The 23,509-nt window shown below is 65.3% G+C and carries 24 protein-coding genes and 2 riboswitches; of the genes, 7 read left to right on the top strand and 17 right to left on the bottom strand.

The features are described from left to right. The first annotated feature begins 63 nt into the window (after positions 1 to 63). The gene (locus tag H7F36_RS07185) at positions 64 to 711 is read left to right on the top strand and encodes a c-type cytochrome (RefSeq protein WP_187054030.1); all 648 of its coding nucleotides are present in this window, start codon (positions 64 to 66) and stop codon (positions 709 to 711) included. Positions 712 to 774: 63 nt separating this feature from the next. Here the strand turns inward: H7F36_RS07185 and H7F36_RS07180 are convergent, their stop codons facing one another. The 4 genes from H7F36_RS07180 to H7F36_RS07165 all read right to left on the bottom strand — a co-directional run bounded on the left by H7F36_RS07180 (position 775) and on the right by H7F36_RS07165 (position 3,693). Then, positions 775 to 1,302 carry a DUF2946 family protein gene (locus H7F36_RS07180; protein WP_187054029.1) on the bottom strand — a complete coding sequence of 176 codons (528 nt, stop codon included), beginning with the start codon at positions 1,300 to 1,302 and terminating at the stop codon, positions 775 to 777. A 44-nt stretch (positions 1,303 to 1,346) separates the two neighbouring features. Beyond that, positions 1,347 to 2,339: a YheT family hydrolase gene (locus H7F36_RS07175; RefSeq protein ID WP_187054028.1), complete on the bottom strand. Its 993-nt coding sequence runs from the start codon at positions 2,337 to 2,339 to the stop codon at positions 1,347 to 1,349. A 31-nt stretch (positions 2,340 to 2,370) separates the two neighbouring features. Then, complete coding sequence (locus H7F36_RS07170) at positions 2,371 to 2,820, bottom strand: YybH family protein (RefSeq protein WP_187054027.1); 450 nt, start codon at positions 2,818 to 2,820, stop codon at positions 2,371 to 2,373. Between the two features lie 84 nt (positions 2,821 to 2,904). Further along, positions 2,905 to 3,693: a hypothetical protein gene (locus H7F36_RS07165; RefSeq protein ID WP_187054026.1), complete on the bottom strand. Its 789-nt coding sequence runs from the start codon at positions 3,691 to 3,693 to the stop codon at positions 2,905 to 2,907. Positions 3,694 to 3,749: 56 nt separating this feature from the next. On the opposite strand from H7F36_RS07165, the gene H7F36_RS07160 reads away from it, so the two are divergent. From H7F36_RS07160 to H7F36_RS07145, 4 genes are all read left to right on the top strand, one after another. Further along, positions 3,750 to 4,352, top strand: coding sequence for a LemA family protein (locus H7F36_RS07160; RefSeq protein ID WP_187054842.1), 603 nt, complete (start codon positions 3,750 to 3,752; stop codon positions 4,350 to 4,352). Positions 4,353 to 4,370: 18 nt separating this feature from the next. Then, complete coding sequence (locus H7F36_RS07155; RefSeq protein ID WP_187054025.1) at positions 4,371 to 5,321, top strand: TPM domain-containing protein; 951 nt, start codon at positions 4,371 to 4,373, stop codon at positions 5,319 to 5,321. 14 nt (positions 5,322 to 5,335) lie between these two features. Then, a complete protein-coding gene (locus tag H7F36_RS07150; protein WP_187054024.1) occupies positions 5,336 to 5,866 on the top strand; it encodes a TPM domain-containing protein in 531 nt (176 codons plus the stop codon). A gap of 107 nt (positions 5,867 to 5,973) precedes the next feature. After that, on the top strand, positions 5,974 to 6,150 hold the full coding sequence (locus H7F36_RS07145) for a DUF3606 domain-containing protein (RefSeq protein ID WP_187054023.1): 177 nt from the start codon (positions 5,974 to 5,976) through the stop codon (positions 6,148 to 6,150). 35 nt (positions 6,151 to 6,185) lie between these two features. On the opposite strand, the gene H7F36_RS07140 is transcribed toward H7F36_RS07145, so the two are convergent. Beyond that, positions 6,186 to 6,788, bottom strand: a complete 603-nt coding sequence (locus H7F36_RS07140) for a cyclic nucleotide-binding domain-containing protein (protein WP_187054022.1) — start codon at positions 6,786 to 6,788, stop codon at positions 6,186 to 6,188. After that, positions 6,785 to 7,510: a ligase-associated DNA damage response endonuclease PdeM gene (pdeM, locus tag H7F36_RS07135; RefSeq protein WP_187054021.1), complete on the bottom strand. Its 726-nt coding sequence runs from the start codon at positions 7,508 to 7,510 to the stop codon at positions 6,785 to 6,787. The genes H7F36_RS07140 and pdeM overlap by 4 nt, the downstream gene beginning before the upstream one ends. Before the next feature lie 122 nt (positions 7,511 to 7,632). Further along, positions 7,633 to 7,725: riboswitch (glycine riboswitch) on the top strand. Between the two features lie 13 nt (positions 7,726 to 7,738). Beyond that, a riboswitch (glycine riboswitch) is annotated at positions 7,739 to 7,847 on the top strand. Between the two features lie 28 nt (positions 7,848 to 7,875). Here pdeM and H7F36_RS07130 point away from each other — a divergent pair. Further along, positions 7,876 to 9,150, top strand: coding sequence for a D-amino acid dehydrogenase (locus tag H7F36_RS07130; protein ID WP_187054020.1), 1,275 nt, complete (start codon positions 7,876 to 7,878; stop codon positions 9,148 to 9,150). Here the strand turns inward: H7F36_RS07130 and H7F36_RS07125 are convergent. Both H7F36_RS07125 and H7F36_RS07120 read right to left on the bottom strand, forming a co-directional pair. Then, the gene (locus H7F36_RS07125; RefSeq protein WP_187054019.1) at positions 9,137 to 9,688 is read right to left on the bottom strand and encodes a hypothetical protein; all 552 of its coding nucleotides are present in this window, start codon (positions 9,686 to 9,688) and stop codon (positions 9,137 to 9,139) included. The genes H7F36_RS07130 and H7F36_RS07125 overlap by 14 nt on opposite strands. 42 nt (positions 9,689 to 9,730) lie before the next feature. Further along, positions 9,731 to 12,418 (bottom strand): ligase-associated DNA damage response DEXH box helicase, encoded by a 2,688-nt coding sequence (locus tag H7F36_RS07120; RefSeq protein ID WP_187054018.1) that lies wholly within the window; start codon positions 12,416 to 12,418, stop codon positions 9,731 to 9,733. 122 nt (positions 12,419 to 12,540) lie between these two features. On the opposite strand from H7F36_RS07120, the gene H7F36_RS07115 reads away from it, so the two are divergent. After that, complete coding sequence (locus tag H7F36_RS07115; RefSeq protein ID WP_187054017.1) at positions 12,541 to 13,332, top strand: HTH domain-containing protein; 792 nt, start codon at positions 12,541 to 12,543, stop codon at positions 13,330 to 13,332. A 28-nt stretch (positions 13,333 to 13,360) separates the two neighbouring features. On the opposite strand, the gene H7F36_RS07110 is transcribed toward H7F36_RS07115, so the two are convergent. The 9 genes from H7F36_RS07110 to H7F36_RS07070 form a co-directional block, all read right to left on the bottom strand. Beyond that, positions 13,361 to 15,013 (bottom strand): ATP-dependent DNA ligase, encoded by a 1,653-nt coding sequence (locus H7F36_RS07110; RefSeq protein WP_187054016.1) that lies wholly within the window; start codon positions 15,011 to 15,013, stop codon positions 13,361 to 13,363. 7 nt (positions 15,014 to 15,020) lie between these two features. Further along, a complete protein-coding gene (locus H7F36_RS07105; RefSeq protein ID WP_187054015.1) occupies positions 15,021 to 16,163 on the bottom strand; it encodes a ligase-associated DNA damage response exonuclease in 1,143 nt (380 codons plus the stop codon). Between the two features lie 122 nt (positions 16,164 to 16,285). Next, the gene (locus tag H7F36_RS07100; protein WP_187054014.1) at positions 16,286 to 16,816 is read right to left on the bottom strand and encodes a DUF3617 domain-containing protein; all 531 of its coding nucleotides are present in this window, start codon (positions 16,814 to 16,816) and stop codon (positions 16,286 to 16,288) included. A gap of 96 nt (positions 16,817 to 16,912) precedes the next feature. Next, positions 16,913 to 18,079 carry a Gfo/Idh/MocA family protein gene (locus tag H7F36_RS07095; protein WP_187054013.1) on the bottom strand — a complete coding sequence of 389 codons (1,167 nt, stop codon included), beginning with the start codon at positions 18,077 to 18,079 and terminating at the stop codon, positions 16,913 to 16,915. Between the two features lie 36 nt (positions 18,080 to 18,115). After that, positions 18,116 to 19,087, bottom strand: a complete 972-nt coding sequence (locus tag H7F36_RS07090; protein WP_187054841.1) for a substrate-binding domain-containing protein — start codon at positions 19,085 to 19,087, stop codon at positions 18,116 to 18,118. Between the two features lie 85 nt (positions 19,088 to 19,172). Then, positions 19,173 to 20,189, bottom strand: coding sequence for an ABC transporter permease (locus H7F36_RS07085; RefSeq protein WP_261802517.1), 1,017 nt, complete (start codon positions 20,187 to 20,189; stop codon positions 19,173 to 19,175). After that, a complete protein-coding gene (locus tag H7F36_RS07080; protein WP_187054011.1) occupies positions 20,167 to 21,696 on the bottom strand; it encodes a sugar ABC transporter ATP-binding protein in 1,530 nt (509 codons plus the stop codon). The genes H7F36_RS07085 and H7F36_RS07080 overlap by 23 nt, the downstream gene beginning before the upstream one ends. Continuing rightward, positions 21,693 to 22,862 (bottom strand): ROK family protein, encoded by a 1,170-nt coding sequence (locus H7F36_RS07075; RefSeq protein ID WP_187054840.1) that lies wholly within the window; start codon positions 22,860 to 22,862, stop codon positions 21,693 to 21,695. Before H7F36_RS07075 ends, H7F36_RS07080 begins: the two co-directional genes overlap by 4 nt. Before the next feature lie 221 nt (positions 22,863 to 23,083). Further along, positions 23,084 to 23,503, bottom strand: coding sequence for a F0F1 ATP synthase subunit epsilon (locus tag H7F36_RS07070; RefSeq protein WP_187054010.1), 420 nt, complete (start codon positions 23,501 to 23,503; stop codon positions 23,084 to 23,086). Positions 23,504 to 23,509: the final 6 nt, after the last annotated feature.

Below are 23,509 nucleotides of genomic sequence, written 5' to 3'. Positions count from 1 at the left end.
GCTCCTTATAATCGCCGGTTGATTTGAAAAGCCCCCCGACGAGCCCCCGATATTGAGGACGCAATGAGCGCAGACCCGCATCCCCAGGCCACAGAAGACGCCCACACCGGACCGATCAAGAACCCGAAGCAGTTGCTGCTGGCGGTCTTTTTCTCGTTCATTGCGCCCATCCTGATCATCGTGGGACTCGTCTCATACGTCGTGTCAGGTACGCATCCTTCAGGCACGGCAGAAGGCGACAGCATGGCGCTTTACGGCGTGTCGAAAGACAACCGTGATCGCGATCTGGCAGACCGCCTGAAGCGGGTCGGCTCCATCGAAATCCGCGATGCCAACCGCGAGCTCGCTACCGGCGAGGCGGTGTTCAAGGCGCAATGCGTCACCTGCCACGGTGCACCCGGCATTGCCGGCGCACCGCACTTCAGCGACGCAGCTGCCTGGGGCCCGCGCATTGGCCAGGGTTACGCCACGTTGCTCGACCACGCGCTGCACGGCAAGGGCGTGATGCCAGCGCAAGGAGGCGGAGACTACGAGGATGTTGAAGTGGGCCGCGCGGTGGTCTACATGGCGAATGCCGGTGGTGCCACGTTCCCGATCCCGGACCGGCCCGCAGCAACACCAGCCGATGGCGCCGCGCCAGCTGCCGATGCGGCTACACCACCTGCAGCCGCCGCGCCCGCAATGCCTGCTGCACCTGCAGCCGTCAAGTAATTCGAAGCGAGCGACCGTGCGGCGCGCAAGGCTGCACTCCACGCTCTTGCAAACCAGCCGGCGTCAAGCCGGCTTTTTTGTGGCCGGGCTCATCACGTATCCGAACCGCGTCGGCAGTTCGGCAGCGACCACCGTCTCAGGCTGCCAGCGCCCGGCTTCGATGGCGTCGGCCGCCAGTCCGACGTCTTGCGTGTGCACCAGCCCCAGCCCGATCGGCGCGACGAGATAAAGCTTGCCGCTTTCATCGACAAGGCACGCGCTGGGCTCGACCGACGTGCCGGTGTGCGCCGTCACCGAGAAATCGTCCATGACGCGCCAGATAAAAGGGGTGGCTTCGAGTTCGACATAGACGCGCTGGGGCCCGTTCTGAAAGAACCATTGGCCGCCGTCGTCGTGGTCGTAGTTGCGCTGAATGAAGTCGATCAGCTTGTCGTGCCGCAACAGCGACCCTTTGGCTTCTGGAAAGGCGCCGGCGGCCTGCGTGCGGTCGTCGCGCATATACCAGTTGCCGCGTGCGTCGAGCCCGAGCCAGCCGTAGCAATGCGGTACGTTGGGCCACTTGGCCAGAGCCTGCTTGACGATGTCATCCATGATTTGATTCTGCGCGAACAGGACAGGATGCGGCGGCTCGTCGGCTAAAGCCCCGAACGCTTGGAGAGCCAGCCGCCAACGCGCTCGGGCATGCCGCGCACATGGCCGGGCGGCGGCCCGAGCGGAAAGCCGACGTGGCCACCGTGCGGCGGCTGCCACAGCGTGACGTGGCTGCCGACGTCTTCTTGCCGCGGCAGACTGACCGCGGGCACGAACGGGTCGTTGGTCGCATTGACAACCAGCGCCGGGATGCGGATCGCGCTCAGGTGCGGCTTGGCCGAGCCTCGCTCCCAGTAGTCGTCGGCATCGCGAAAGCCGTGCAGCGGCGCGGTGAACACGTTGTCGAATTCGTACAGGTCACGCGCCGCGACAAGCCGATTGCGATCGAACAGGCCAGGGTGCTGTTTTAGTTTGGCCAGCGCCTTCGGTTTCATGCTCGACAAAAACATGCGCGTGTACACCACGCGGTTGAAGCCGCGGCCGATCGCGTGGCCTCCGGCGGCGAGATCGAGTGGTGCTGAGATCGATGCAATGGCGCTGGCAACCTTCGAGGCCTCGTCGCCCGCCTCTTCGGCCCAGCGCAGCAACGCATTGCCGCCGAGCGAAACGCCTGCCGCCAACATCGGGCCGCCGCCGCTCGCATCGTGCTGCGCGCGCAGCCGCGACAAGACCCAGCCGATCTCTTCGTAGTCGCCCGAGTGGTAGGCCCGTGGCGCAAGGTTGATCTCGCCGCTGCAACCGCGAAAGTGCGGTACGGCAAAGGCCATGCCGTGCGTCGCGGCAAAGGCGGCGAAGGCCTCGGAGTAGTGGCTGTGTGAAGAGCCTTCGAGACCGTGGAACAGCACCAGCAACGGACGCGGCGCCAAGCCCAGCGAATCGACGAAATCGACATCGATGAAGTCACCGTCCGGAGCGCTCCAGCGCTCGCGGCGATAGGGCGGCAACGGCCCGTCGCTGCGCCGGCCGAACAGCGCGGGCCAGATGGTTTGCAGGTTGCCGCCGGGCAGCCAGCGCGGCGCAATGTAGTCGAGAGGCATCGGAGCGGAATCAGTGCATATCAGTACGGCATCAGTGCAGCGTTTGCGGAAACTCGTTGGCGTCGTCGGGCGCGTGCGCACTGCCAGGGCTCGCATGGTGCGCGACCATGCGCCAGCCGTGCGGCGTCTTGTGATAGACGTTGGTGGCCAACACGAAAGCATGGCGTGGCCCTTCGCTCGTGAGCACCTCGATGCGCTCGAGCACGTTGTGAACGGCGCTGGCAATCGATTCGACCTTGCGAACACGCGCCGGCGTTGCGTGGATCGCACCGTTGCCGAACATCTGCTCGAAGGCAGCGCGGATAGCGACCTGGCCGACCAGACGCGGGCCGCCCGGATGCACGCAGAACACCTCGTCGTCGTCCGACCAGCAGCCCATCAGCGCCTCGATGTCACCGCGCTGCAGCGCTTCGTAGAACGCAGCCTCGATGTCGTCGGCGGAACCGGTGACGGTTGCGGCAGGGGATGAAGTCTTGGGCATGTACGGATGATTTTGCCTCGATGGGCCAGAGGCTGCAGGCGGTCTGCCGTTGCCCTCTGTCGCTGCGGTCAGCCGTCCGATCCTTCAGGCACCCAACCAACTCCGCGCCACGCCACGCAGATCACCTTGCGATGCCCGCCACACCAACTCGGGCGCGGCGATGTGCACGCCAGGTGGCGCGAGCACCAAGGCTACATCGACCAGCTCGGCCACCTTCGACGCACGCACCGGTTGCTCGCTGCTCGGCACCATGAGGCGCGTGATCGACAGCATCCACGCTGCCAGCTTCTCGCCTGTGTTCGCGTGCTTCAGCGCGGTCGGCTTCTGCGCCGAGCGCAAGAGGATGACGCGATCGAACCCCAGCGCGACGACCGCCTGCTCGTCCAGGCTCGCGAGACCGCGCTTGAGCGCCTCGGGCATACCGCCTTGAGTGTGCGGCTGCACGATGACCAGCGTGGTCACACCGCCCGCACGCAGCCAACGCGCGAGATCGGGCAGCTGCGCCGGATCGGGTAACCATAGCGCCCGCTCGCGGTCGTGATACAGCCGCGGGGGATCGAACGCCACGATGGCGGTGTCGGCCGACACGCGCGGCCACTCGGCGATCGGCAGGGCTTTGGAAGACGACTCAAGCGCGCCCGTCGTCGTCGGCACGAGCACCGTCTCGACACCGCGCAGTCCGTCGCGCATCGGCTCGCGCGCCAGCACGCGTGTGTGTGCGTAGCGGTGGCTGCCGGCCAGCCGGCGCACCAGCTCGTTGCCCAGCGCGCCCGTCGCCCCCGCGATCAACAGCGTGCCCAGCGGTGCAGCGGACAGTACGGTCGGCATCGGGCGCTGCGCTGCGCGGAGCACTTGCAAAGGGTCGACAGGCATGCATCTATGCTACCTTTCCGAACTTCTCTTCAAGGGCGAACCCCATGACCCAAACGATGCAACGCTGGCTTTTGATTCTGGTCGCGACACTGTCGCTGTCATCCCTCACCGGCTGCGGCTACAACGACTTCCAGAAACTCGACGAGTCGAGCAAGTCAGCCTGGAGCGAAGTGCTCAACCAGTACCAGCGGCGCGCCGACCTGGTGCCGAATATCGTTGCATCGGTCAAGGGCCAAGCCAATTTCGAGCAAGACACGCTGACCAAGGTGATCGAGGCGCGCGCCAAGGCGACGTCGATCCAGGTCACGCCCGAAACATTGAACAACCCCGAGGCTTTCGACAAGTTCCAGAAGGCGCAAGGCGAACTGTCGGGCGCGCTGTCGCGGCTGATGGTCGTGTCGGAGCAGTACCCGCAATTGCAGGCGAACCAGGCTTTCCGCGATTTGCGCGTGACGCTCGAAGGCACCGAGAACCGCATCACCGTAGCGCGCAACAGCTATATCAAGACGGTCCAGGAATACAACGTGCTGGCGCGGAGCTTTCCGACCAACATCACGGCCAAGGTATTCAGCTACCCGCCCAAACCCACCTTCAGCGTGCAGAACGAATCGCAGATTTCCGTGCCCCCTACCGTCGACTTCGGCGCTCCGAAGAAGTAACGGCTTTTGAAGCTGCACATGGCTGTCGCCGCGGTTCTGCGTTGTGTCGAGCGCTTGCTGGCGGCAATCTTTTTCGTCCTGATGGCCGGTGCCGCAATGGCGCAAGGCGTGCTGCCGGTGCCCGCGCTCGACGCCCGCGTGATCGACCAGACCGGCACGCTCGATGCCGCTGCGCGCCAGTCGCTCGACGCCAAGCTCGCCGCCTTCGAGCAAAAGAAGGGCTCGCAGATCGTCGTGCTGATGGTGCCGACCACGCAGCCCGAAGACATCGCGAGCTATGCGAACCGTGTCGCCGCCTCCTGGAAAATCGGACGCAAGGAGGTCGGTGACGGCGTGCTGGTGATCGTCGCCAAAGACGATCGCAAGATGCGCATCGAGGTGGCCCGCACGCTCGAAGGCGCGGTGCCCGACCTCACCGCGGCTCGCATCGTCGACGAACAGATGAAACCGCGCTTTCGCGAGAATGACTTTGCCGGCGGCATCGGTGCCGCGGTCGATCAGCTGGTGGCGGTGATCGGCGGCGAGGCATTGCCTGAAGTCCAGCGCCCTGCTTCACAACGTGGCGGGCTCGGCGGAGGTGGTTTCGACTGGCCCGAGCTCGGCATCTTTTTGTTCTTCGGCGTGTTCCTGATCGGCCGCGTTGCGCGCTCGATCTTCGGTAGCAAGCTCGGCCCGGTCGTGACCGGGCTCGGCGCCGGCGCGATCGCGATGGTCGTGACATCGAGCATCCTGCTCGCTGTCGCGGCGGGCTTTATCGCGCTGCTGTTCACGTTGTTCTCCGGCGCGATGCCGCTGCCTTCGATGGGCAGCGGCGGGCGACGCGGGGGCGGGTGGGGCGGTGTTGCGGGTGGCGCACTCGGGGGCGGCCTCGGTGGCGGATTCGGCGGCGGTTCGTCCGGCGGCGGAGGTGGCTTCAGCTCGGGCGGTGGCGGCAGCTTCGGCGGCGGCGGCGCATCGGGCGGCTGGTAAGGATGGCCGTGGCAATGCAATCCCATTCGACTGGCCTGTTCGCCCGGCTCGGCCGCATCTGGCGCCATCGATGGTTCGACGAGGCGGCCGTGCATCGTGTGCTGCCGCCCGAGCTGCTCGAGCGGCTCACGCAACGCGTGGCTGCCAGCGAACGCCGCCACAGCGGCGAGATCCGCATCTGCGTCGAGGCCGGGCTGCCGCTGTCGTACCTGTGGCGCAGCGCACCGGCGCGGCAACGTGCCGTCATGCTCTTCGGCAAGCTGCGTACATGGGACACCGAGCACAACAACGGCGTCCTGATCTATCTGCTGCTAGCGGAACACGCCATCGAGATCGTGGCCGATCGCGGTATCGACGCCCGTGTGAGCGCCGACGATTGGGCGGCGATGGCCCAACGCATGGGCGCCGCGTTTCGCGAGGGCCGCTTCGAAGACGGGCTCACGCAAGCGCTGGGGGAAGTGTCGGCGCTGCTGGTCGAACACTTTCCGCTCGACGACGGCGTGGCCAATCGCAACGAGCTGCCGGACGCACCGGTCGTGCTTTAACGCGCGACAGCTCGCCGCCTCGGACTGGTCCTGCACGAAAAGTCCGCTATGTCTGCTACGCCACATAGCGCGGCAGGCTCAATGTCCTAGCTTTCCAGGAGAAAGCCATGGCAGACAACCTCAGCAATCGCGGCCCGCAAGACCGCAGCCGCATCAACGTGAACGAGGCGCACGAGCTGCGCTATTGGACGCAGACCTTCAGCGTGACCGAAGCCAAGCTCAGGTCGGCCGTGGCTGCAGCCGGCGTCTCCACCGAGAAGGTGCGGCACTATTTGGGCAAGTGATCGGGGCAAGCGAGCCGCCTGGCACCCGCAGCGAATCAAGCGCCCTCGGTTGGCCTCGTCGATGCCGCCACCGCCGCCACGGCCGGTACCAGCAACTTCATGTTGATCGAATGCGCCGCGTTCAGCTCCAGTTGAACCGCCCGCGTGACCTGCATCAGCAAACGCAAGCGCCGGTTGCTGTCACGCAGCCGGTCGGACAGGCCTTTCGAGATGGCCAGTAGCAGGCGTGCTGCCACAGTGGGATGGCCGTCGATCAATGACATCAGAGCCTCGCGCGACAACGTCGCCAGCTTGAGGTCGGTCAACGCGGTGCACGTGGCTGAACGCGGCGCGCCGTCGAGCAAGCCCATCTCGCCGATCAGGCTGCCGGGGCCGATCACCGACACCACGATCTCTTCACCGGTCACGCCGGTCCCGCTTTCGGCACGCACCTCGCCTTCGAGCACCAGCGCCATGTAGTCGGTGTCGTCGGCCTCGTCCTGTTCCATCAGGATCAGCCCGGCGCGCACGAAGGCCGGCTCCATTGCATCGATGACGATGAGCGCGTCTTCGAGTTCGAGCTGGGCCAATGGCGCCGCGAGCATCAGCAGGCGTGCGGCGCGCTCGCGAAGATCGGGCCTCACCACGGAATTGTTCATTTGGCGAAACCTGGAGAAGTGATCGAAGCGTGGGCAACCTGCCCCGCCATGTTGGACAGGGTGGCCACGGGTAACGCCCACACCGCCGCACCGCCGACACCGTGAAAGCGTCGTCCCGGTGCCGCCTCCACCAGCCAGCCGCCAGTGAACTCGCCGAACGCCGGCAGGATGGCCTGGCGCGCCTCGCTGACGAAGCACGGCATGCGCAAGCTGTCCCTGCCGCGCCCGTACAGCTTGCACGCCGGATGCAGATGGCCCGCCAGAACGAAGTGCGTCGGGTGCGTTTGCGGATGGTGGCAGCAGGCGAACGGGCCGATGAGCCAGGGCTCGTCGACCACGTCGATGCGCAGCGACGCCGGCGGATCGCCCGCGCGGCGGTCGTGGTTGCCGCGCACCAGCGTCATGTCGATATCTGCATGACCGTCGCGCCAGACCTGCAGCGTGGTGAGCACGCTGCGCGCCTGCGCGGCATGCAGGAAGTCGCCGAGAAAAACGATGCGCTGCGGCGCGTGACGTTCGATCAGCGCGTCGAGTCGCGCGAGGTTTTCGAGCGTAGTGCCGCCCGGCACCGGCTGACCGAGCGCGCGGTACGTTGCGGCCTTGCCGAGATGCAAGTCGGCGACAAAGAGAACTTGCTCGGTTGGCCACCAGATGGCGCGCTCAGGAAGCAACTGCAGGGTTTCGTCGGCCCATTGGACCTGGCAAGGAAGAGAAGGAGACACGAGCGGCGGGGTGATGACAGAGGCGATGGCAGCGGTGGAGGAAAGGCAGGACTCGATGGAACCTCAGATGGGAGTGCAGTGTCTCAAATTGTCAGCAATTTGTGACCACGCATGGTTAAACTCGTCGCACTGCAGGAGAGCGGGCGTTCGTCAGAACGGCCCACCGAAGGCGCAAACTCCCATGAACGCTCAGGTAAACCGCACGCCGGTTGTGTACTGCACCTTTTTGAAAAGCCGTCTGGAGAGCCGTCACGCCAAGTGACGCACCGAAGGAGCAACTGCCGCAAGCCTCTCTTGCAGCACGAATCTCTCAGGTACCAAGGACAGGGGGAGCGGCCATTGAAATACTTTCAAAAGGTCCTCCCATGCGCGTGATCGTTCTCGGCGCCGGCTTGCTCGGCGTCACCTCTGCCTACTACCTCCAACAGCTCGGCCACGAAGTGACCGTGATCGACCGGCAAGCCACGCCGGCCGCCGAAACCAGCTTCGCCAACGGCGGCCAGATCTCGGTGAGCCACGCCGAACCCTGGGCCAACCCGAGCGCACCGCTCAAGGTGCTGCAGTGGCTAGGCAAGGAAGATGCGCCACTGCTCTTTCGCATTCGCGCCGACATGCGCCAATGGCTGTGGGGCCTGGAGTTCCTGCGCGAATGCACGCCGGCGCGCACCCGGCACAACATCGAGCAGATCGTGCGGCTCGGAACTTACAGCCGCAGCATGCTGCAGGCGCTGCGGCGCGACGCGGGCATCGCCTACGACGAGCGCACACAGGGCATCCTGCATTTCTACACCGACGAAAAAGAGTTCGACGGCGCATTGAAACCGAGCGAACAGATGCGCGCCCTCGGTTGCGAGCGTCTGGTGATCTCGGCCGACGAGGCCATCAGGATCGAGCCTGCGCTGGCGCATGTGCGGTCACGCCTGGCCGGCGCCACCTACACGGCCGAAGACGAATCGGGCGATGCCAACCGCTTCGCACGCGAACTGGTCAAGCTCTGCGAAGTGGCCGGCGTCAAGTTTCTGATGAGCCACACGGTGACCGCGATCCGCCAAGCCGGCGGCAAGATCGAGCATGTCGAAGCGACCGATATCGAAGGCCGGTTCCAGAAATTGCACGCCGATTCGTATGTGCTGGCGATGGGTTCGCTCAGCCCGATCTACGCCAAGCCGCTCGGCATCCGACTGCCGATCTATCCGGCCAAAGGCTACTCGGTGACGATGCCGGTGAAAGACGCATCGAAGGCGCATCAGGTCTCGTTGACCGACGACGAATTCAAGCTCGTGTTCTCGCGCTACACCGCCGAAGACGGCCGCGGCGACCGTCTGCGCGTCGCCGGCACCGCCGAACTCAACGGCTACGACCGCGACCTGAACCGCGTGCGTTGCGAAGCCATCGTGAAGCGCGTCGAAGACCTGTTCCCCGGCGCCGGCGATGCCACGCAGGCGCAGTTCTGGACGGGACTGCGTCCGGCCACGCCGAGCAACGTGCCACTGATCGGCAAGACCAAGCTGCCGAACTTTTTCCTGAACACCGGACACGGCACCCTGGGCTGGACGCATGCCTGCGGCTCCGGCAAATCGATCGCTCGCATCGTCAGCGGCCTGACGCCCGAAGTGGACTTCGCCTTCACGACGGCGTGATCAGTCCCACCACACGGCCGTCGCCGATGAACGACTGACCGACCAGCATCCGGAAGCGCGTGTCTGCGGCGAACAGTGGCAGTGCAACGGACGGCGCCAGGAACTCGACCTGCACTGCGCGCGACTGCCCGCGTCGCAGCACCGCCGCTCCTTGCGGCAGCAGCCAGCGCGCCGAGAAAGCCTGGTTGTCGACGACGAATGCGCAGTGATGCTCGCCCTCGGCGATGGCCTTGTCTTCCGCCGGCACGCTGGCCGGACGCAAGGTGATGTCGACCAGCGCCTGCGGCTTGAACGCACTGCCAGCAACGAAAGTCGGCGGCAGCGTACCGGCGACCGTGGTCTGCGGCTTGCGCTTGATCCTGCCGATGAGCCAACCCACGATGTTGCCGACGATCGGCACCCAGATCAACATCATCAGCGTGCCGACGTTGCGCAGCGCGCCCGGCTCGGCGTAGTGCCGGATGAATGCACCAACGACCGCGGCACCGAGCAGGATGGCGACGATAAGCTGGCGGCGGAACTGGATGGAGGTGGTCATGCGTGCGGCATTTTGTACCTCGACCGTTGGGGATCATCGAGGCTAGAGCGGCGGCAATGGTCGCGAAGGCTTGCGCTCGCGACGGGGTCGCTTCCGAGCGCTCTTGCCGTCGGCACTTTCGTCGCCGCTGTCGTTGCCGATCCCGCTGCCTTTCACCCTCGCCGGACGACGCTCGCTGCCGAACGCCAGCGTGCTCCTGACGCCCTCCACGCCGCCCACCGGCACCGCCCCACCCGCTGCCTTCTCCAGTTGCTCGACCATGCGCGCGATGCGGTCTGCCACGCTTTCGTTCGTGAGCTTTTCGCGGAAGCGCTCGATCATCAAAGGGAACGCGAACGGCGTCGGGCGCGCCAACGTTTGCACGACCAGCTGCTGCGTATTCAAGCGCGCGAGGCTCGCACGCAAGCGGCCGATCTCCAGTTCCTGCGCGAGCAGTTCCTGCTCGGCCTGCAGCAGCAGCCGGTTCTGCGGATCGTATTTGCGGAACACCTCCCAGAACAGCGACGACGAGGCCTGCAGCTGCTTGTTGCTGCGCTTCTCGCCCGGATAGCCCTGGAAGATCAGTCCGGACACACGCGCGATTTCGCGAAATCGACGCTGTGCCAGCTCGCCCGCATTCAGGCTTTCGAGCACCTCGTGCAACAGCGTCGCCTCGTCCACCGGCGCCAGCACCTGTGGCAGCAGCGCCGGCCAGTCGACCTCAGTGGCGCAGAGCAGCTCGAAGCCGTAGTCGTTGACTGCAATCGAGAAGGTCCGCGGCGCCTGTTGCGCGACGCGCCAGGCGATCAGGTTGGCGAGCCCGAGATGCACATGCCGCCCCGCGAACGGGTAGAGAAAAAGGTGCGAACCTTCGCGCGTCGTGAGCACCTCGGCCAGCAGCGTTTGCGGTGTCGGCAGCGCCGACCACTGCTGCTGGATTTCTAGCAGCGGGCGCACGCATTGCAGTTCGGGCGAGTCGTACTTTCCCTCGCCGGCCAGCGCGAGTTGCTGCACGACGGCATCGGCCAGCGTGGTCGACAGCGGCATGCGGCCCCCGTTCCAGCGCGGCACCGCCGGACGCTTGCCCGAGGCGCGGCGCACCCATGCGGTCATTTCGTGAATGCGCACGAGTTCGAGCATCCGACCACCGAAAAGAAAGCAGTCGCCCGGCTTCATGCGCGCCGCAAAACTCTCTTCGACACTGCCGAGCTTGGCGCCGCCGACGAACTGGACCGTCATGCTCGCGTCGCTCACGATGGTGCCGATGTTCATGCGATGGCGGCGCGCCAGCCGCGTATCGGGCACGCGCCACACGCCTTCGGCATCGGGTACGGCGCGCTGGTAGTCCGGATAGGCAGCCAGCGACGGGCCACCCTGCCGCACGAACGCCAGGCACCAGTCCCAACTCTCGCGCGACAGCTGGGCGTAGGCGGCGGTGCTGCGCACTTCGTCGTACAGGTCGTCGGGCATGAAGCCACCGCCCAACGCGACGGTGACCAGATGCTGCACCAGCACGTCGAGCGGTTGCTCCGGCGTGCTGCGCGCCTCGATGTGGCCGGCCGCGATCGCGGCGCGTGCCGCAGCGCCCTCCACCATCTCGATGCTGTGCGTCGGCACCAGCGTGATGCGCGACGGCCGCCCGGGCGCATGGCCCGAGCGCCCGGCCCGCTGCAGCAAGCGCGCGACGCCCTTGGGCGAGCCGATCTGCAGCACGCGCTCGACCGGCAAAAAATCGACGCCGAGGTCGAGGCTCGACGTGCACACCACCGCGCGCAGCTCACCGCTCTTCAAACCTGCCTCGACCCACTCGCGCACCGCGCGGTCGAGCGAGCCGTGGTGCAGCGCGATCAAACCCGCCCATTCCGGCTTCGCTTCGAGCATCGCCTGGTACCAGATCTCCGACTGCGAGCGCGTGTTGGTGAAGACCAGCGTCGTCTTGCTCGATGCGATCTCCTCGATCACCTGCGGCAGCATCGTGAGCCCGAGATGCCCGCCCCATGGAAAGCGCTCGGCGCGGCCGGGCAGCAGGGAATCGATCACCAGCTTCTTCGGGACCTCTCCTTGCACCATCGTGCCCGCGCTGCTGCCACTGCCGAGCAGCGTGCCCATCGCCTCGTGCAGATTGCCGAGCGTGGCCGACATGCCCCACACGATGAGTGCCGGGTTCCAGCGCTTGAGCCGCGCCAGCGCAAGCTGCACCTGCACCCCGCGCTTGTTGCCGAGCAGTTCGTGCCATTCGTCGACCACCACCATCTTCACGCTGCCCAGTACCTCGCTCGCGTCCGCGCAGGAGAGCAGCACCGACAGGCTCTCGGGCGTGGTGACGAGCACCGTGGGCAAGCGGGCGTTCTGCGCTGCGCGCTCGGCCGAGGTCGTGTCGCCACTGCGTGCGCCGGCGGACCAGTCGGGCGCGAGCGCCTCGAGCGGCTGCTGAAGCGCGCGCAGCGTGTCGGCCGCGAGTGCGCGCATCGGGGTCAACCACAGCACCGCGAGCGGGGGAGCCACCTTCTTCTTTGTCGTTGCGGCGCTGGGCAGCGCTGCCGGCGTTTCCGCCTTTTGGCCCTTGGTCGTTTTCGGCACGGTCGCGAAAGCCAGCAGCGCACCGAGCCATACCGCGTAGGTCTTGCCAGCGCCGGTGGTGGCGTGCAGCAGCCCGGACTCGCCAGCGGCGATGGCTTTCCAGACGACGCGTTGGAACTTGAAGGGTTTCCACTTCCTAGCTTCAAACCATTCGATAGCGGGTGATGACATGAAAAGCATTCCGGTGAGTTGAGCACGTGGCCCCGCGTCGCACAGACGGCTGGCTGTGATGTCGAGGTGCCAACCCAGACATTTACATTAGGTGCATCACACGCAACCCAACGGACGACAGCATGGCTAAGGATCTCACTTGGCGCGAAGCCATAGACAAGGTATTAGGAGCTGCTGGCACTCCGCTCCACTACAAGGAGATCACGGACAAGATCATTGCAAGCAGACTGCGAAGCAATCTGGGTGCAACACCTGCGGCTACCGTGAACGCTCAAATCAGCACCTCGATCAAGCACGACGACGCTTCGCCGTACGTGCGTGTCGACAAAGGTACGTTTACGCTGGCGCAGAGACCGGTGATGGGAACAAGTCCGGACAAAGAGAAGCTCACGCCAACGACAGACGCATCCGACGAGGACGAAGAGCAGTATGAAATAGTGAGCTCCTTCGGCATGTTTTGGCGCAGAGAGGCGATTCAATGGGTCGCTACGCCACAGCTTCTGGGGATGCAGCAACTCGGAGCGATCCCGGTTGACTTCAACAAGCAGCTTGGGATCTATTTGCTCTATGACGGGCGCGAAGTGATCTACATAGGCCGCACCACTGACAGGCCTTTGGGTCGACGGCTGTTTGAGCACACCTCGGATCGCATGGGTGCGCGATGGGATAGATTTTCCTGGTTTGGACTTCGACCCGTCAAAGACACGGGCCTGCTTGGAGAGATGCCCGCGACCTACGACGCCGCAAAAATGATCCCTGCGCTCGAGGCAATTCTTATCGAAGCATTTGAACCTCGACAGAACAGGAAGAGGGGAGACGATCTGTCGGCGGTGGAATACATACAAAAAGAAGATCCTGAGATCCAGAAAAGAAAATCCAAAGCCTTTGTCCAAGCGGTTATGGAAAAAATGTAGTCGGTCGTGAGGCCCTACGACGACTCCGCTACTTGTCATCGGGCAGCAACGCCGCCAACGTCCCCAGCGTGTCCGCCTCCTCCACCGGCTTGTCCTCCCGCCACCGCAACATCCTCGGAAAGCGCACCGCGATGCCGCTTTTGTGCCGCGTGCTGCGGGCGATGCCTTCGAAGCCCAGCTCAAAAACGAGGGTCGGTTTGATGCTGCGCACCGGGCCGAAGCTCTCAATAGTGGTCTTGCGGATGACGGCGTCGACGCGGTTCATCTCGGCATCGGTGAGGCCTGAATAGGCCTTGGCGAAGGGCACAAGCTTGCGGTCTTCCTGCTCCGGCTGACCATCCCACACGGCGAAGGTGTAGTCGCTGTACAGGCTGGCGCGGCGCCCGTGACCACGTTGCGCGTAGATCAGCACGGCGTCGATGCTGAGCGGATCGATCTTCCACTTCCACCAGGTGCCGACGTCCTTGGTGCGGCCCGAGCCATAGGCCCCATGGCGCTGCTTGAGCATCATCCCTTCCACGCCCATCGACCGCGCGGCTTCGCGTTGGCGCGAGAGGTGGGCCCAGTCGTCGCCGTTGAGCATCGGGCTCGCGATGAGTTGCGGGTGCTGTACCTCGGTCAGGAGCGCGTCCATCGTCATGCGACGCTGTTCCTGCGGCAGCGCGCGCAGATCCTTGCCTTGCCATTCGAGCAGGTCGTAGGCGAGCAGCACGACCGGGATTTCGCGCAGCAGCTTGGGGCCGAGCGTCTTGCGGCCGATGCGGCGTTGCAGTTCGGCGAAGGGCTGCACTTTGTCGTCTCGCCAGACCACGATCTCACCGTCGAGCACGGTGCCGTCGGGCAGCGCCTCGCCCATGGTCGCGAGCTCGGGGAAGCGATCGGTCACGAGTTCTTCGCCGCGTGACCACAGCCACACCTGGCCAGCGCGCTTGACCAGCTGCGCACGGATGCCGTCCCACTTCCACTCGACCAGCCAGTTCGCGGGCGCGCCGAGCAGCGCATCGAATCGATCGACCGGTTCGTTGAAGGGATGCGCGAGGAAGAACGGGTACGGCTGGCCGCTGGTCTGCTGGTTCTGTTCGCCATCGCTTTCGGGCGCGATCAGCGTTGCGTAGTCGCGCGCCGTGGGTTGGCCGGTGATGTGGGTGTAGCCCATGAGGCGCTGCGCCACGCGCTTGGCATCGATGGCGCCGACCGCGGCCAGCGCCTGCGTCACTTGCAGCCGCGACACCCCGACGCGGAAGCTGCCGGTCATGAGCTTGAAGTAGACCAGGCGCTCGTCGGTCGCGAGCTGCCGCCACTGCGCGCGCAGCGTATCGGCGAGTTCGTCGGCCGGCGTTTTTCTGAGCGGCAGCAAGCGCTGCTCGATCCACACGGCCAAGCCCAGGTCGTGCGCCTCGGTCGGTGGCGGCAACAGCAGCGAGATGGTTTCCGCCAGGTCGCCGACCGATTCGTAGCTCTCATCGAAAAGCCATTCGGGCAGGCCGGCCGCCTCCTGCGCGAGCAGGCGCAGCAGCTTGGTCGGCACCAGTTGCCGCGGCTTGCCGCCGGCCAGAAAGTAGACGGCCCAGGCAGCGTCTTCAGGCGCCGCACCATGCAAGTAGCGCTGCAGCGCGGCCTGCTTGGCGAGGCTCGATGTGGTGGCGTCGAGTTCGCGGTAGAGGGCGGCGAAGGCTTTCATGCGATGGTCACGCCGCTGGCCCCCACCCCTGCCCTCCCCCGGAAGGGGAGGGAGCCTCGGCTGTTACTCCTTCCCCTTCCGGGGGAAGGTTGGGATGGGGGCTCTCGGCCTTGTCCGCCACGTCTTCATCGCCGTACTCGGTCTTGAACCCCTGTGCCTCCAGCCCGTTGTCGGTCAGCCAGCGCACCAGCACCGCGACGCTGCCATGCGTGACGAAGACGCGCTCGGCGCCGGTGCCGGCGATGGCCTTCTGCAATCCCGGCCAGTCGGCGTGATCGCTCATGACGAAGCCGCGGTCGACACCGCGACGGCGGCGCGTGCCGCGCAATTGCATCCAGCCGCTCGCGAATGCATCCGAATAGTTGCCGAAGCGGCGCATCCACGGCGTGCCCTGCGCCGAGGGCGGCGCCAGCACCAGCGCGCGCTTGAGCATCTGCGGGTTCACTTCGGGGTCGCTCACGCGCAGCGTCGGCGGCAGCGCGACGCCGGCGGCGCGATACACCGCATTCAGCGGCTCGACCGCACCATGCACCACGATCGGCCCGATCGACGGGTCGGCACCGTGCAGGATGCGCTGCGCCTTGCCGAAGGCATAGCAGAGCAACACCGATGCGCGACCGTCGTCGGCGTTGCGGCGCCACCAGTCGTTGATGTCGGCGCTCAGTTGCGCCTGCGTCGGCCAGCGGTAGATCGGCAAGCCGAAGGTCGACTCGGTGATGAAGGTGTCGCACGGCACCGGCTCGAAGGGCGCACAGGTGCCGTCGGGCTCGGTCTTGTAGTCCCCCGACGCGACCCACACCCGACCGCCATGCTCGAGGCGGACCTGCGCGGAGCCGAGCACGTGGCCGGCAGGGTGGAGCGAGATGCGCACGCCGTTGTGCTCTATCGCAGCGCCGTAAGGCAGGGTCTGCAAGTTGATGTCGGCACCCAGCCGCGTTCGCAACGTGCCTTCGCTGTCGGTCTGCGCAAGGTAGTGGCCGTGGCCGATGCGCGCGTGGTCGGAGTGCGCATGCGTGATGACGGCGCGATCGACCGCGCGCCACGGGTCGATGTAGAAATCGCCCGCCGGGCAGTAGAGCCCCTCAGGACGCGCCACGACCAGATCGTCGGGGCGCGAGGCAAAACTGACGGAGGTCGGCGGCACATGCATGTGCAACGGATCGTAGGCGCAGGCAGCGCGAACTTGGCCGTTGGGGCGCCGCGAAGCGCTGTGGGCAGCCGCCTACGCCCGCGACGCGGTGCGCTGCGCTCCCCGCAGCTACCGGGAAACCGCTACTTCTTCTTCGCGCCACCCATCATGTCCATGATGTTCATCTTCATCCCGTTCGACATGATCATGTCGCCAGGCTTCTGGTCGGCCTTGCACGGGCCCACCCACTTGGCGTCCATCACCGCCTTGCCGTCGGTCTTGCCCATGAACGGCGGCTGGTATGTCGAGGTGCTGTCCATCCTGTATCCGGTGCTCAGGTCGCCCGTGACAACGGCGTGCGTGGTTGCAATGCTCGTACCGACCTTGCACACCGAATCGATGACCGTCGTGCTGCCCGCTTTGCGCATGTCCTGCTTCGAGCAAGCGTCCTTGCCCGTGCCCGCGCCCAAGCCTTGCGCCATGTCGCGCATCGCCTGGTCGCTGCTCGCGTCGATGCACTGCTGGATGGTCTGGTCCGCGGCAGCGGCAGTGCCGTCGCCGACCTTCATTTCCCAAAGGCCGGGCTTGCGCGCGGGGTAGTCGATGGCAAACGCAGGTGTCGCGGCGATGCACGACAACAGGCAAAGTGCAGCGACGGGCAGACGAATCTTCATGGAGGACTCCGAACGATGGAAACAATCCGAGCTTGTACCGCGCTGCTCGCTGCCGCGAAATAGTGCGATCGGCCTAGCTCGGCGCGACAGCCATTGTCACCAAGCCGTCCACTTGGCGTCGCTGGCGGCCGACGCAACGGTGCGCTCGATGAAACGCACCCCGCGTGCGCCGTCTTCCACGCGCGGGTAGTCGGCCGTCATCGCGTCGGCGGTCGTGCCCGCGAGTCTGGCGCGTATGTCTGCTGCGATGCCCGCATAGACATTGGCGAAGGCTTCGATGAACCCTTCCGGATGGCCGCTCGGCAGCCGGCTTGCGCGCCGTGCCGATTCGCATAACCACGGCGAGCCGCGCGTCAGGATCTGCTTGGGTCCGTCGTGCGGCAGATGCACGAGCTGGCTCGGCTGCTCTTGCCGCCACTCGATCGTGCCGAGCGTCCCCGACACGCGCAGCCGCAAGTCGTTTTCGACGCCCGTATTGACCTGCGACGCGATCAGCACGCCGCGCGCGCCACCGGCAAACCGCAGCAGCAGACTGCCGTCGTCGTCGAGTGCACGGCCCGGTACCAGTGCCGAAAGATCGGCACAAAGGGCTTCGATGTCGAGACCGGTGACGGTCGCGATCAGGTTCTCCGCATGGGAGCCGATGTCGCCGATGGCGCCTGCAGCCCCGCTCCGCGCCGGGTCAGTGCGCCAGTCGGCCTGTTTGTTGGTTCCGCCGGCTTCGAGCTGCGTCGCAAGCCATCCCTGGTTGTATTCGACGACCACCTTGCGCAGCGTGCCGAGCTGACCCGCGCGCACCATCTCGCGTGCCTGGCGGACCATCGGATAGCCGGTGTAGTTGTAGGTCACGCCGAACACCGTGCCCTGCCGCTGCACCGCTGCAATCAACGCGTCGGCCTGCGCCCGTGTGTGCACCAGCGGCTTGTCGCACACCACGTGAAAGCCGGCGTCGACGAAGGCCTGCGCCACCGGAAAGTGCACGTGATTGGGCGTGACGATCGAGACGAAATCGATGCGCTCATCGATCGGTCGCGTGAGTTCGTCCGCGAGCAGGCTTTGCCAGTCACCATGATTGCGATCGTCGGCCAGGAACAGGTCGCGACCCGATGCGTGGGCCTTCTCGGGGCTGGACGACAACGCACCCGCCACGAGGTCCACTTGCCCATCGAGCGCGATGGCCTTGCGGTGCACCGCGCCGATGAAGGCATCGCGGCCACCGCCGACCATCGCGTAGCGCAGCTTGCGAAAATTTTCAGAGATCATGTTCGCAAAGTGCGCAAAGTCTGCACCGGACCAAGATCAGAACGGCGAATCAGGATGGTAGAAATCCTTGGCGTTGTCCTTGGTGATGAGCACCGAAGGAATGATCGTCGTCGCCGGCAGCTTCTCGCCCTTGAGCCGCGCTTCGGCCGTGAGCTTGATCGCGTCGTAGATGAACTTGGGCGAGTAGCTCACGTCGGCCTTGATGCGCGGGTCGCTGCCGTCCATGATGGTCTTGACTGCGCCCTTGGCACCGGCGCCGCCGAAGATGATCTTGATGTCCGTGCGCTTGGCCTGCGCAATGGCTTTTTCGACGCCCACCGCCATGTCGTCGTCAGCAGCCCAGATGGCGTCGATTTCCTTGAAACGCGTGAGGTAGTCCTGCGTGACCTTGAAGGCATCGTCGCGGTTCCAGTTGGCGTACTTGGCATCGAGCAGCTTCACATCCGGACTGCCCTTGAGCACCGCGTTGAAGGCGTCCATGCGTTCGTTGTCGAGCGTGGTCGCGATGCCGCGCAGTGCGACCACGTTGCCCTTGCCGCCGAGCGTCTTCACGATGTACTCAGCCGGGATCTTGCCGAAGGCCGTGTTGTCGCCCGCCACGTAGGCGTCTTGCGCGCTGGTGTCGGTCAGGCCGCGGTCGACCACGGTCACGTAGGCGCCCTTGGCCTTGACCTGCGCGACCGGCTTGGTGAGGGCCGCAGACTCGAACGGGAACACGACCAGCGCGTTGATCTTGGTGACCGTCGACAAGTCCTGCAGCTGGTTGGCCTGCTCCGGCGCGTTGGCCGCCGTCTTGATCGTGATCTTCAAGCCCTTGTGTGCCTTTTCCAGATCCTTCTTCGCCTGGTTGGCCCAGTAGTTGATGCCGCCCATGAAGCTGTGCGTCGCTGCCGGAATGGACACGCCGAGGTTGACCTTTTCGTCGGCGAACGCGGATGCGCTGGCCAGCCCGATGGCGGCTGCGGCCACGGCCGTGAGCGCAATGCGTCGACTGAAATTTCGGGTCATGTGTTGAGTGGTGTTTGTCATGCTGGATGTCTCCTTTTGGTTGATGAAACGGGAACGGAAAACGGAAGCGAAACCGAAAATCGAACTAGCGACGACCGCGCTGCAGGAACGCGACGCTGATGATCACGAAACCCTGCACCGCCGCATTGAGGTACACGCTGATGACGCTGGTGAGGTTCAGGATGTTGCTGATGACCGAGAGCAGGATGGCGCCGATGACCGTACCGGTGATGCTGCCCGCGCCGCCTTTCAACGCCGTGCCGCCGACGATCACGGCTGCGATGGCTTCGAGCTCCCACAAGATGCCAGTGGTCGGCGAAGCGGAGCCGAGACGAGGCACGTACAACAGCGTCGCGATCCCGACGCATACGCCGAGCAGCACGTAAGTCATGATCTTCACGCGGTCGACATCGACAGCGGCGTAGCGCGCCACTTGTTCGTTCGATCCGATCGCCTGCACGTAGCGGCCATACGCGGTGCGGTTGAGGATGATGCCGCCGATGATGGCAACGATCACGAAGACCCACACCGGGATCGGAATGCTGAAAAGACTGGCGTAGTACACCGGTGCGTAGAGATCCGACAGGTTGTTGTCGAGCGTGAGTGCACCGCCGTCGGCGAAGTAGGTGAGATAGGCGCGAAAAATGCCAAGGGTGCCGAGCGTCACGATGAAGGGCTCGATGCGCCCCTTGGTGATGAGCAGGCCGTGCGCCAGCCCGAACACGGCGCCCAGCGCGACCGCCAGCACCGCGCCCGTGACCACCGCGAGCAAGGGCGAGCCGAATGCCGGTCCGGCCCAGTTGATGAACATGATCACGCTACCCGCGATCAGCGCCGCCATCGAGCCCACCGACAAGTCGATGCCGCCCGAGATGATGACGAAGCACATGCCCACCGCGATGATGCCGATGAAGGCAGTGCGCGTGAGCACGTTCATCGCGTTGTCGACGGTCGCGAAATCGCTGTTGAGCGCCGTACCGACGATGCAAAGGAGCACGAGTCCGAGCACCGGACCGACGGCGCGCAGTCGCTCCGTCCAGCGCGGCCGAGCCTCGGCGCGATGGGTCGACTCGGTCGATTCAGTCAGCTTGGGCGGTGGCATTTGCGGTTCCGGTGGCATGAGCGATCAGCTCCTCTTCTGTCAGATGCTCTGCGTCCAGCGTGGCGACGATGCGGCCTGCACGCATCACCGCCACGCGGTGACACAGGCCGATCAGTTCCATCAGCTCGGACGAGATGACGATCACTGCGAGCCCTTCACGGGCGAGTCGCTGGATCAGGAAATAGATGTCGCGCTTGGCGCCCACGTCGACGCCACGCGTCGGCTCGTCGAGCACCACGACCTTCGGGTGCGGCTGCAGCACTTTGGCGAGTGCCAGCTTCTGCTGATTGCCCCCCGACAGCGAGGACGCCTTGACGTCGGGTGAGCCGGTGCGAATGCCAAAGTCCTTTATCGCCTCGGTCAGCGCCGCGCGCTCCACATCAGGCTTTAGCCAAGGCTGGGCGTAGCGCTCGAGCGCCATCAGCGTGAGGTTCTGGCGCAGTCCGAAATCGACGTGGAGGCCCTTCCCCTTGCGGTCTTCGCTGAGGTAGGTCAGCCCATGCTTGGCAGCATCGCGCGGGTTGCGCCATCCGGCGGCGCCGGGCACCGGCTTGCCGAGCATCTCCACGCTGCCGCTCGCGGGCCGCAAGCCGAGCAGACCTTCGAAGAGTTCGGTTCGACCAGCGCCGACAAGGCCGGCGAAGCCGAGGATTTCGCCGGGGCGCACTTCGAAGCTCGCGCCCTGCGCCCAACCGGGCACGCTGAAATTGCGCACCGTCATCGCGGGCGCATCGGCCGTCACGACCACGTCGCGCGGAGGGTACAGGTCCGACAGTTCGCGGCCGACCATGAGGTTCGCCATCTGATGGCGTGTGATGTCGGCCGTCAACGAGCGCGCGACGAATCGGCCATCGCGCATCACGATCACTTCGTCGGTCACGCGCTCGACTTCATCGAGCTTGTGCGAGATGTAGACGATGGTCACGCCATCGGCACGCAGTTGCGCAATGAGCTTGAAGAGGCGTTCGGTCTCGCCTGGAGTGAGCGTGGCGGTTGGCTCGTCCATGATGAGGAGCCGGGCGCGACGCGCGACGGCCTTGGCGATCTCGACCAGTTGCTTCTCGGCGACGATGAGGCGGCGCACCTTGGTCGTCGGGTCGACCTGCAGTCCGACCTGCGCGAGTGCAGCGGCAGCGTCGCGTTCCATCGAGGCGTCGTCGAGCAGCCAGCCTCTTTTTTTCTCGTGCCCCAGGAAGATGTTTTGCGCGACGCTCAGATCTTCAGCGAGATTGAACTCCTGGTGAATCAGCACGATGCCAAGCGCCTCGGCGTCTCTCGAGCTTGTGAATACCTGCTGCGTGCCGTTGACGCGCAACGCGCCGCCGGTCAACGGCTCGTAGCCGGCCAGGATCTTCATCAACGTCGACTTGCCGGCGCCGTTTTCACCGAGCAGGCCATAGACGCGACCAGGTGCCAGGGCGAAACTCACGCCGTGCAGCACCTGCACCGCACCGAACGCCTTGACAACGTTGTCGAACTCGACCGACACGCCGGAGCCACTGATCATGGCGCCACTCCACGCACCCTGAGCGTCTCTTGCATGGCAAGCACGCCCGCGCCGATCAAACCGCCCTGCGTGCCCAGCGGCGTGTACTGAATTTCGAGATGCCGCGTCGAGAGCGCCAGCGACCGCTGGTAAACGCTCTGACGGACCGACGCCAGAAAGAGCGGGCCGATGCGCGTGATGCCGCCGCCGATGAACACGTGCGATGGATTGAAGAAGTTGACGACCGACGCCAGCATCTGGCCTATCAGACTGCCGGCGCGCTGGATGATGGCGTTGGCCGCAGCGTCGCCTTCGCGGCTGGCGTGGCCGACGTCGAGCGCTTCGATCGTTCCGTGGGCACGCAGGCATTCGGCCAGCGCGGCGCTCTGGCCCGCTTCTGCCGCCGCCACGGCCATGCGCGTGATCGCCGGGCCCGCCGCCATCACTTCGACACACCCGAGGTTGCCGCAATGACAGCGCGGCCCTTCCTGGTCGACGCAGATGTGGCCGACGTCGCCCGCCGCACCGGCAGCACCGCGGTACACCTCGCCGTGGCACACGATGCCGCAGCCGATGCCTGTGCCGACCTTGATCACCAGAAAGTTGGAGAGCGAGCGTTGCAGGCGCCAGAGTTCGCCGAGCGCCATCAGGTTGACGTCGTTGTCGACGAAGACGGGTGCGGCATAGTCTTCGCGCAGGTAGTCGCGGATCGAGAAGCTGTCCCATGCCGGCATCAACGGCGGGTTGACCAGCTGACCGTTCTCGAAGTTGACCGGACCAGGCACACCGATGCCGATGCCGATCACCTCTTTGGCGCTGCTGCCGCATCGGGTAAGCAACTCGCGCATCAAGGTGCGCACGCGGGCCAGCAAGACGCCGGGGCCGTCGCGCACATCGGCCGGCTCGGAGTGGTGCGCCAGCACAGTGAGGTCGGGCCCCAGCACGGCGACGTCGATGCTGGTCGCGCCGATGTCGATGCCGATGAGCACGCCGAGCGCGACGTTCAGTTGAAGGTTCTCTGCGCGGCGACCGCCGGAGGATTTTTGCAGTCCCGACTCGGCGAGCAGACCTTGATCGACGAGCCCGGCGATCAGCGCATTGGCTTTGCTTTTGGAAAAGCCAAGGCGCTCCGCCATGCCATGGCGCGAACCGCCGGTCGACCAAAAGGTCGTCTCCAGCAGTTGCATCTCGTCAGCGGTGAGTGCGCTCCAACGTGCCAAGCGTTGTGTCTCCATGTCTCGTTGCGCCGGTCTTGATGCCGGGCGAACGCGAATATTAGAGGCGCGGCTTCAGCCAGACAAGGCTGAACTTCGGATATGTTTAGTTCGAAGTGTTGCGATGGGGCCCGCTTTGGTGCAGCCACGAAAAAGCCGCCCGGAGGCGGCCTGATCTCAAGTACGCGTGACGATCACTTCTTGTCGCGGTATTTGCGCAGTGCCGCGAGTTGTGCCGCCATGACCGCAAGCTCCGATTGCGCCATCGCGATGTCGATGTCGGTCTTGGCGTTCTTGAGCGCTTCTTCGGCAGCTGCCTTGGCAACGTTGGCCTTCTCGTCGTCGAGGTCCTTCCCGCGGATGGCGGTGTCGGAGAGCACGGTGACCGAGTGCGGCTGCACTTCGAGAATGCCGCCCGCCACGAAGACGAACTCTTCGCCGCCGTCGGCCATCTCGATTCGCACGGCCCCCGGACGGATGCGCGTGATCAGCGGCGTGTGGCGCGGAAAGATGCCGAGCTCGCCGGCTTCACCGGGCAGCGCGACGAACTTGGCTTCGCCCGAGAAGATCGACTCTTCCGCGCTGACCACGTCCACATGAATAGTGCCTGCCATGGTGAT

Origin of the sequence: Variovorax sp. PAMC28562, assembly GCF_014303735.1 — a bacterium.
GTDB lineage: Bacteria > Pseudomonadota > Gammaproteobacteria > Burkholderiales > Burkholderiaceae_C > Variovorax.
This window is presented reverse-complemented; position numbering and strand designations above follow the sequence as displayed.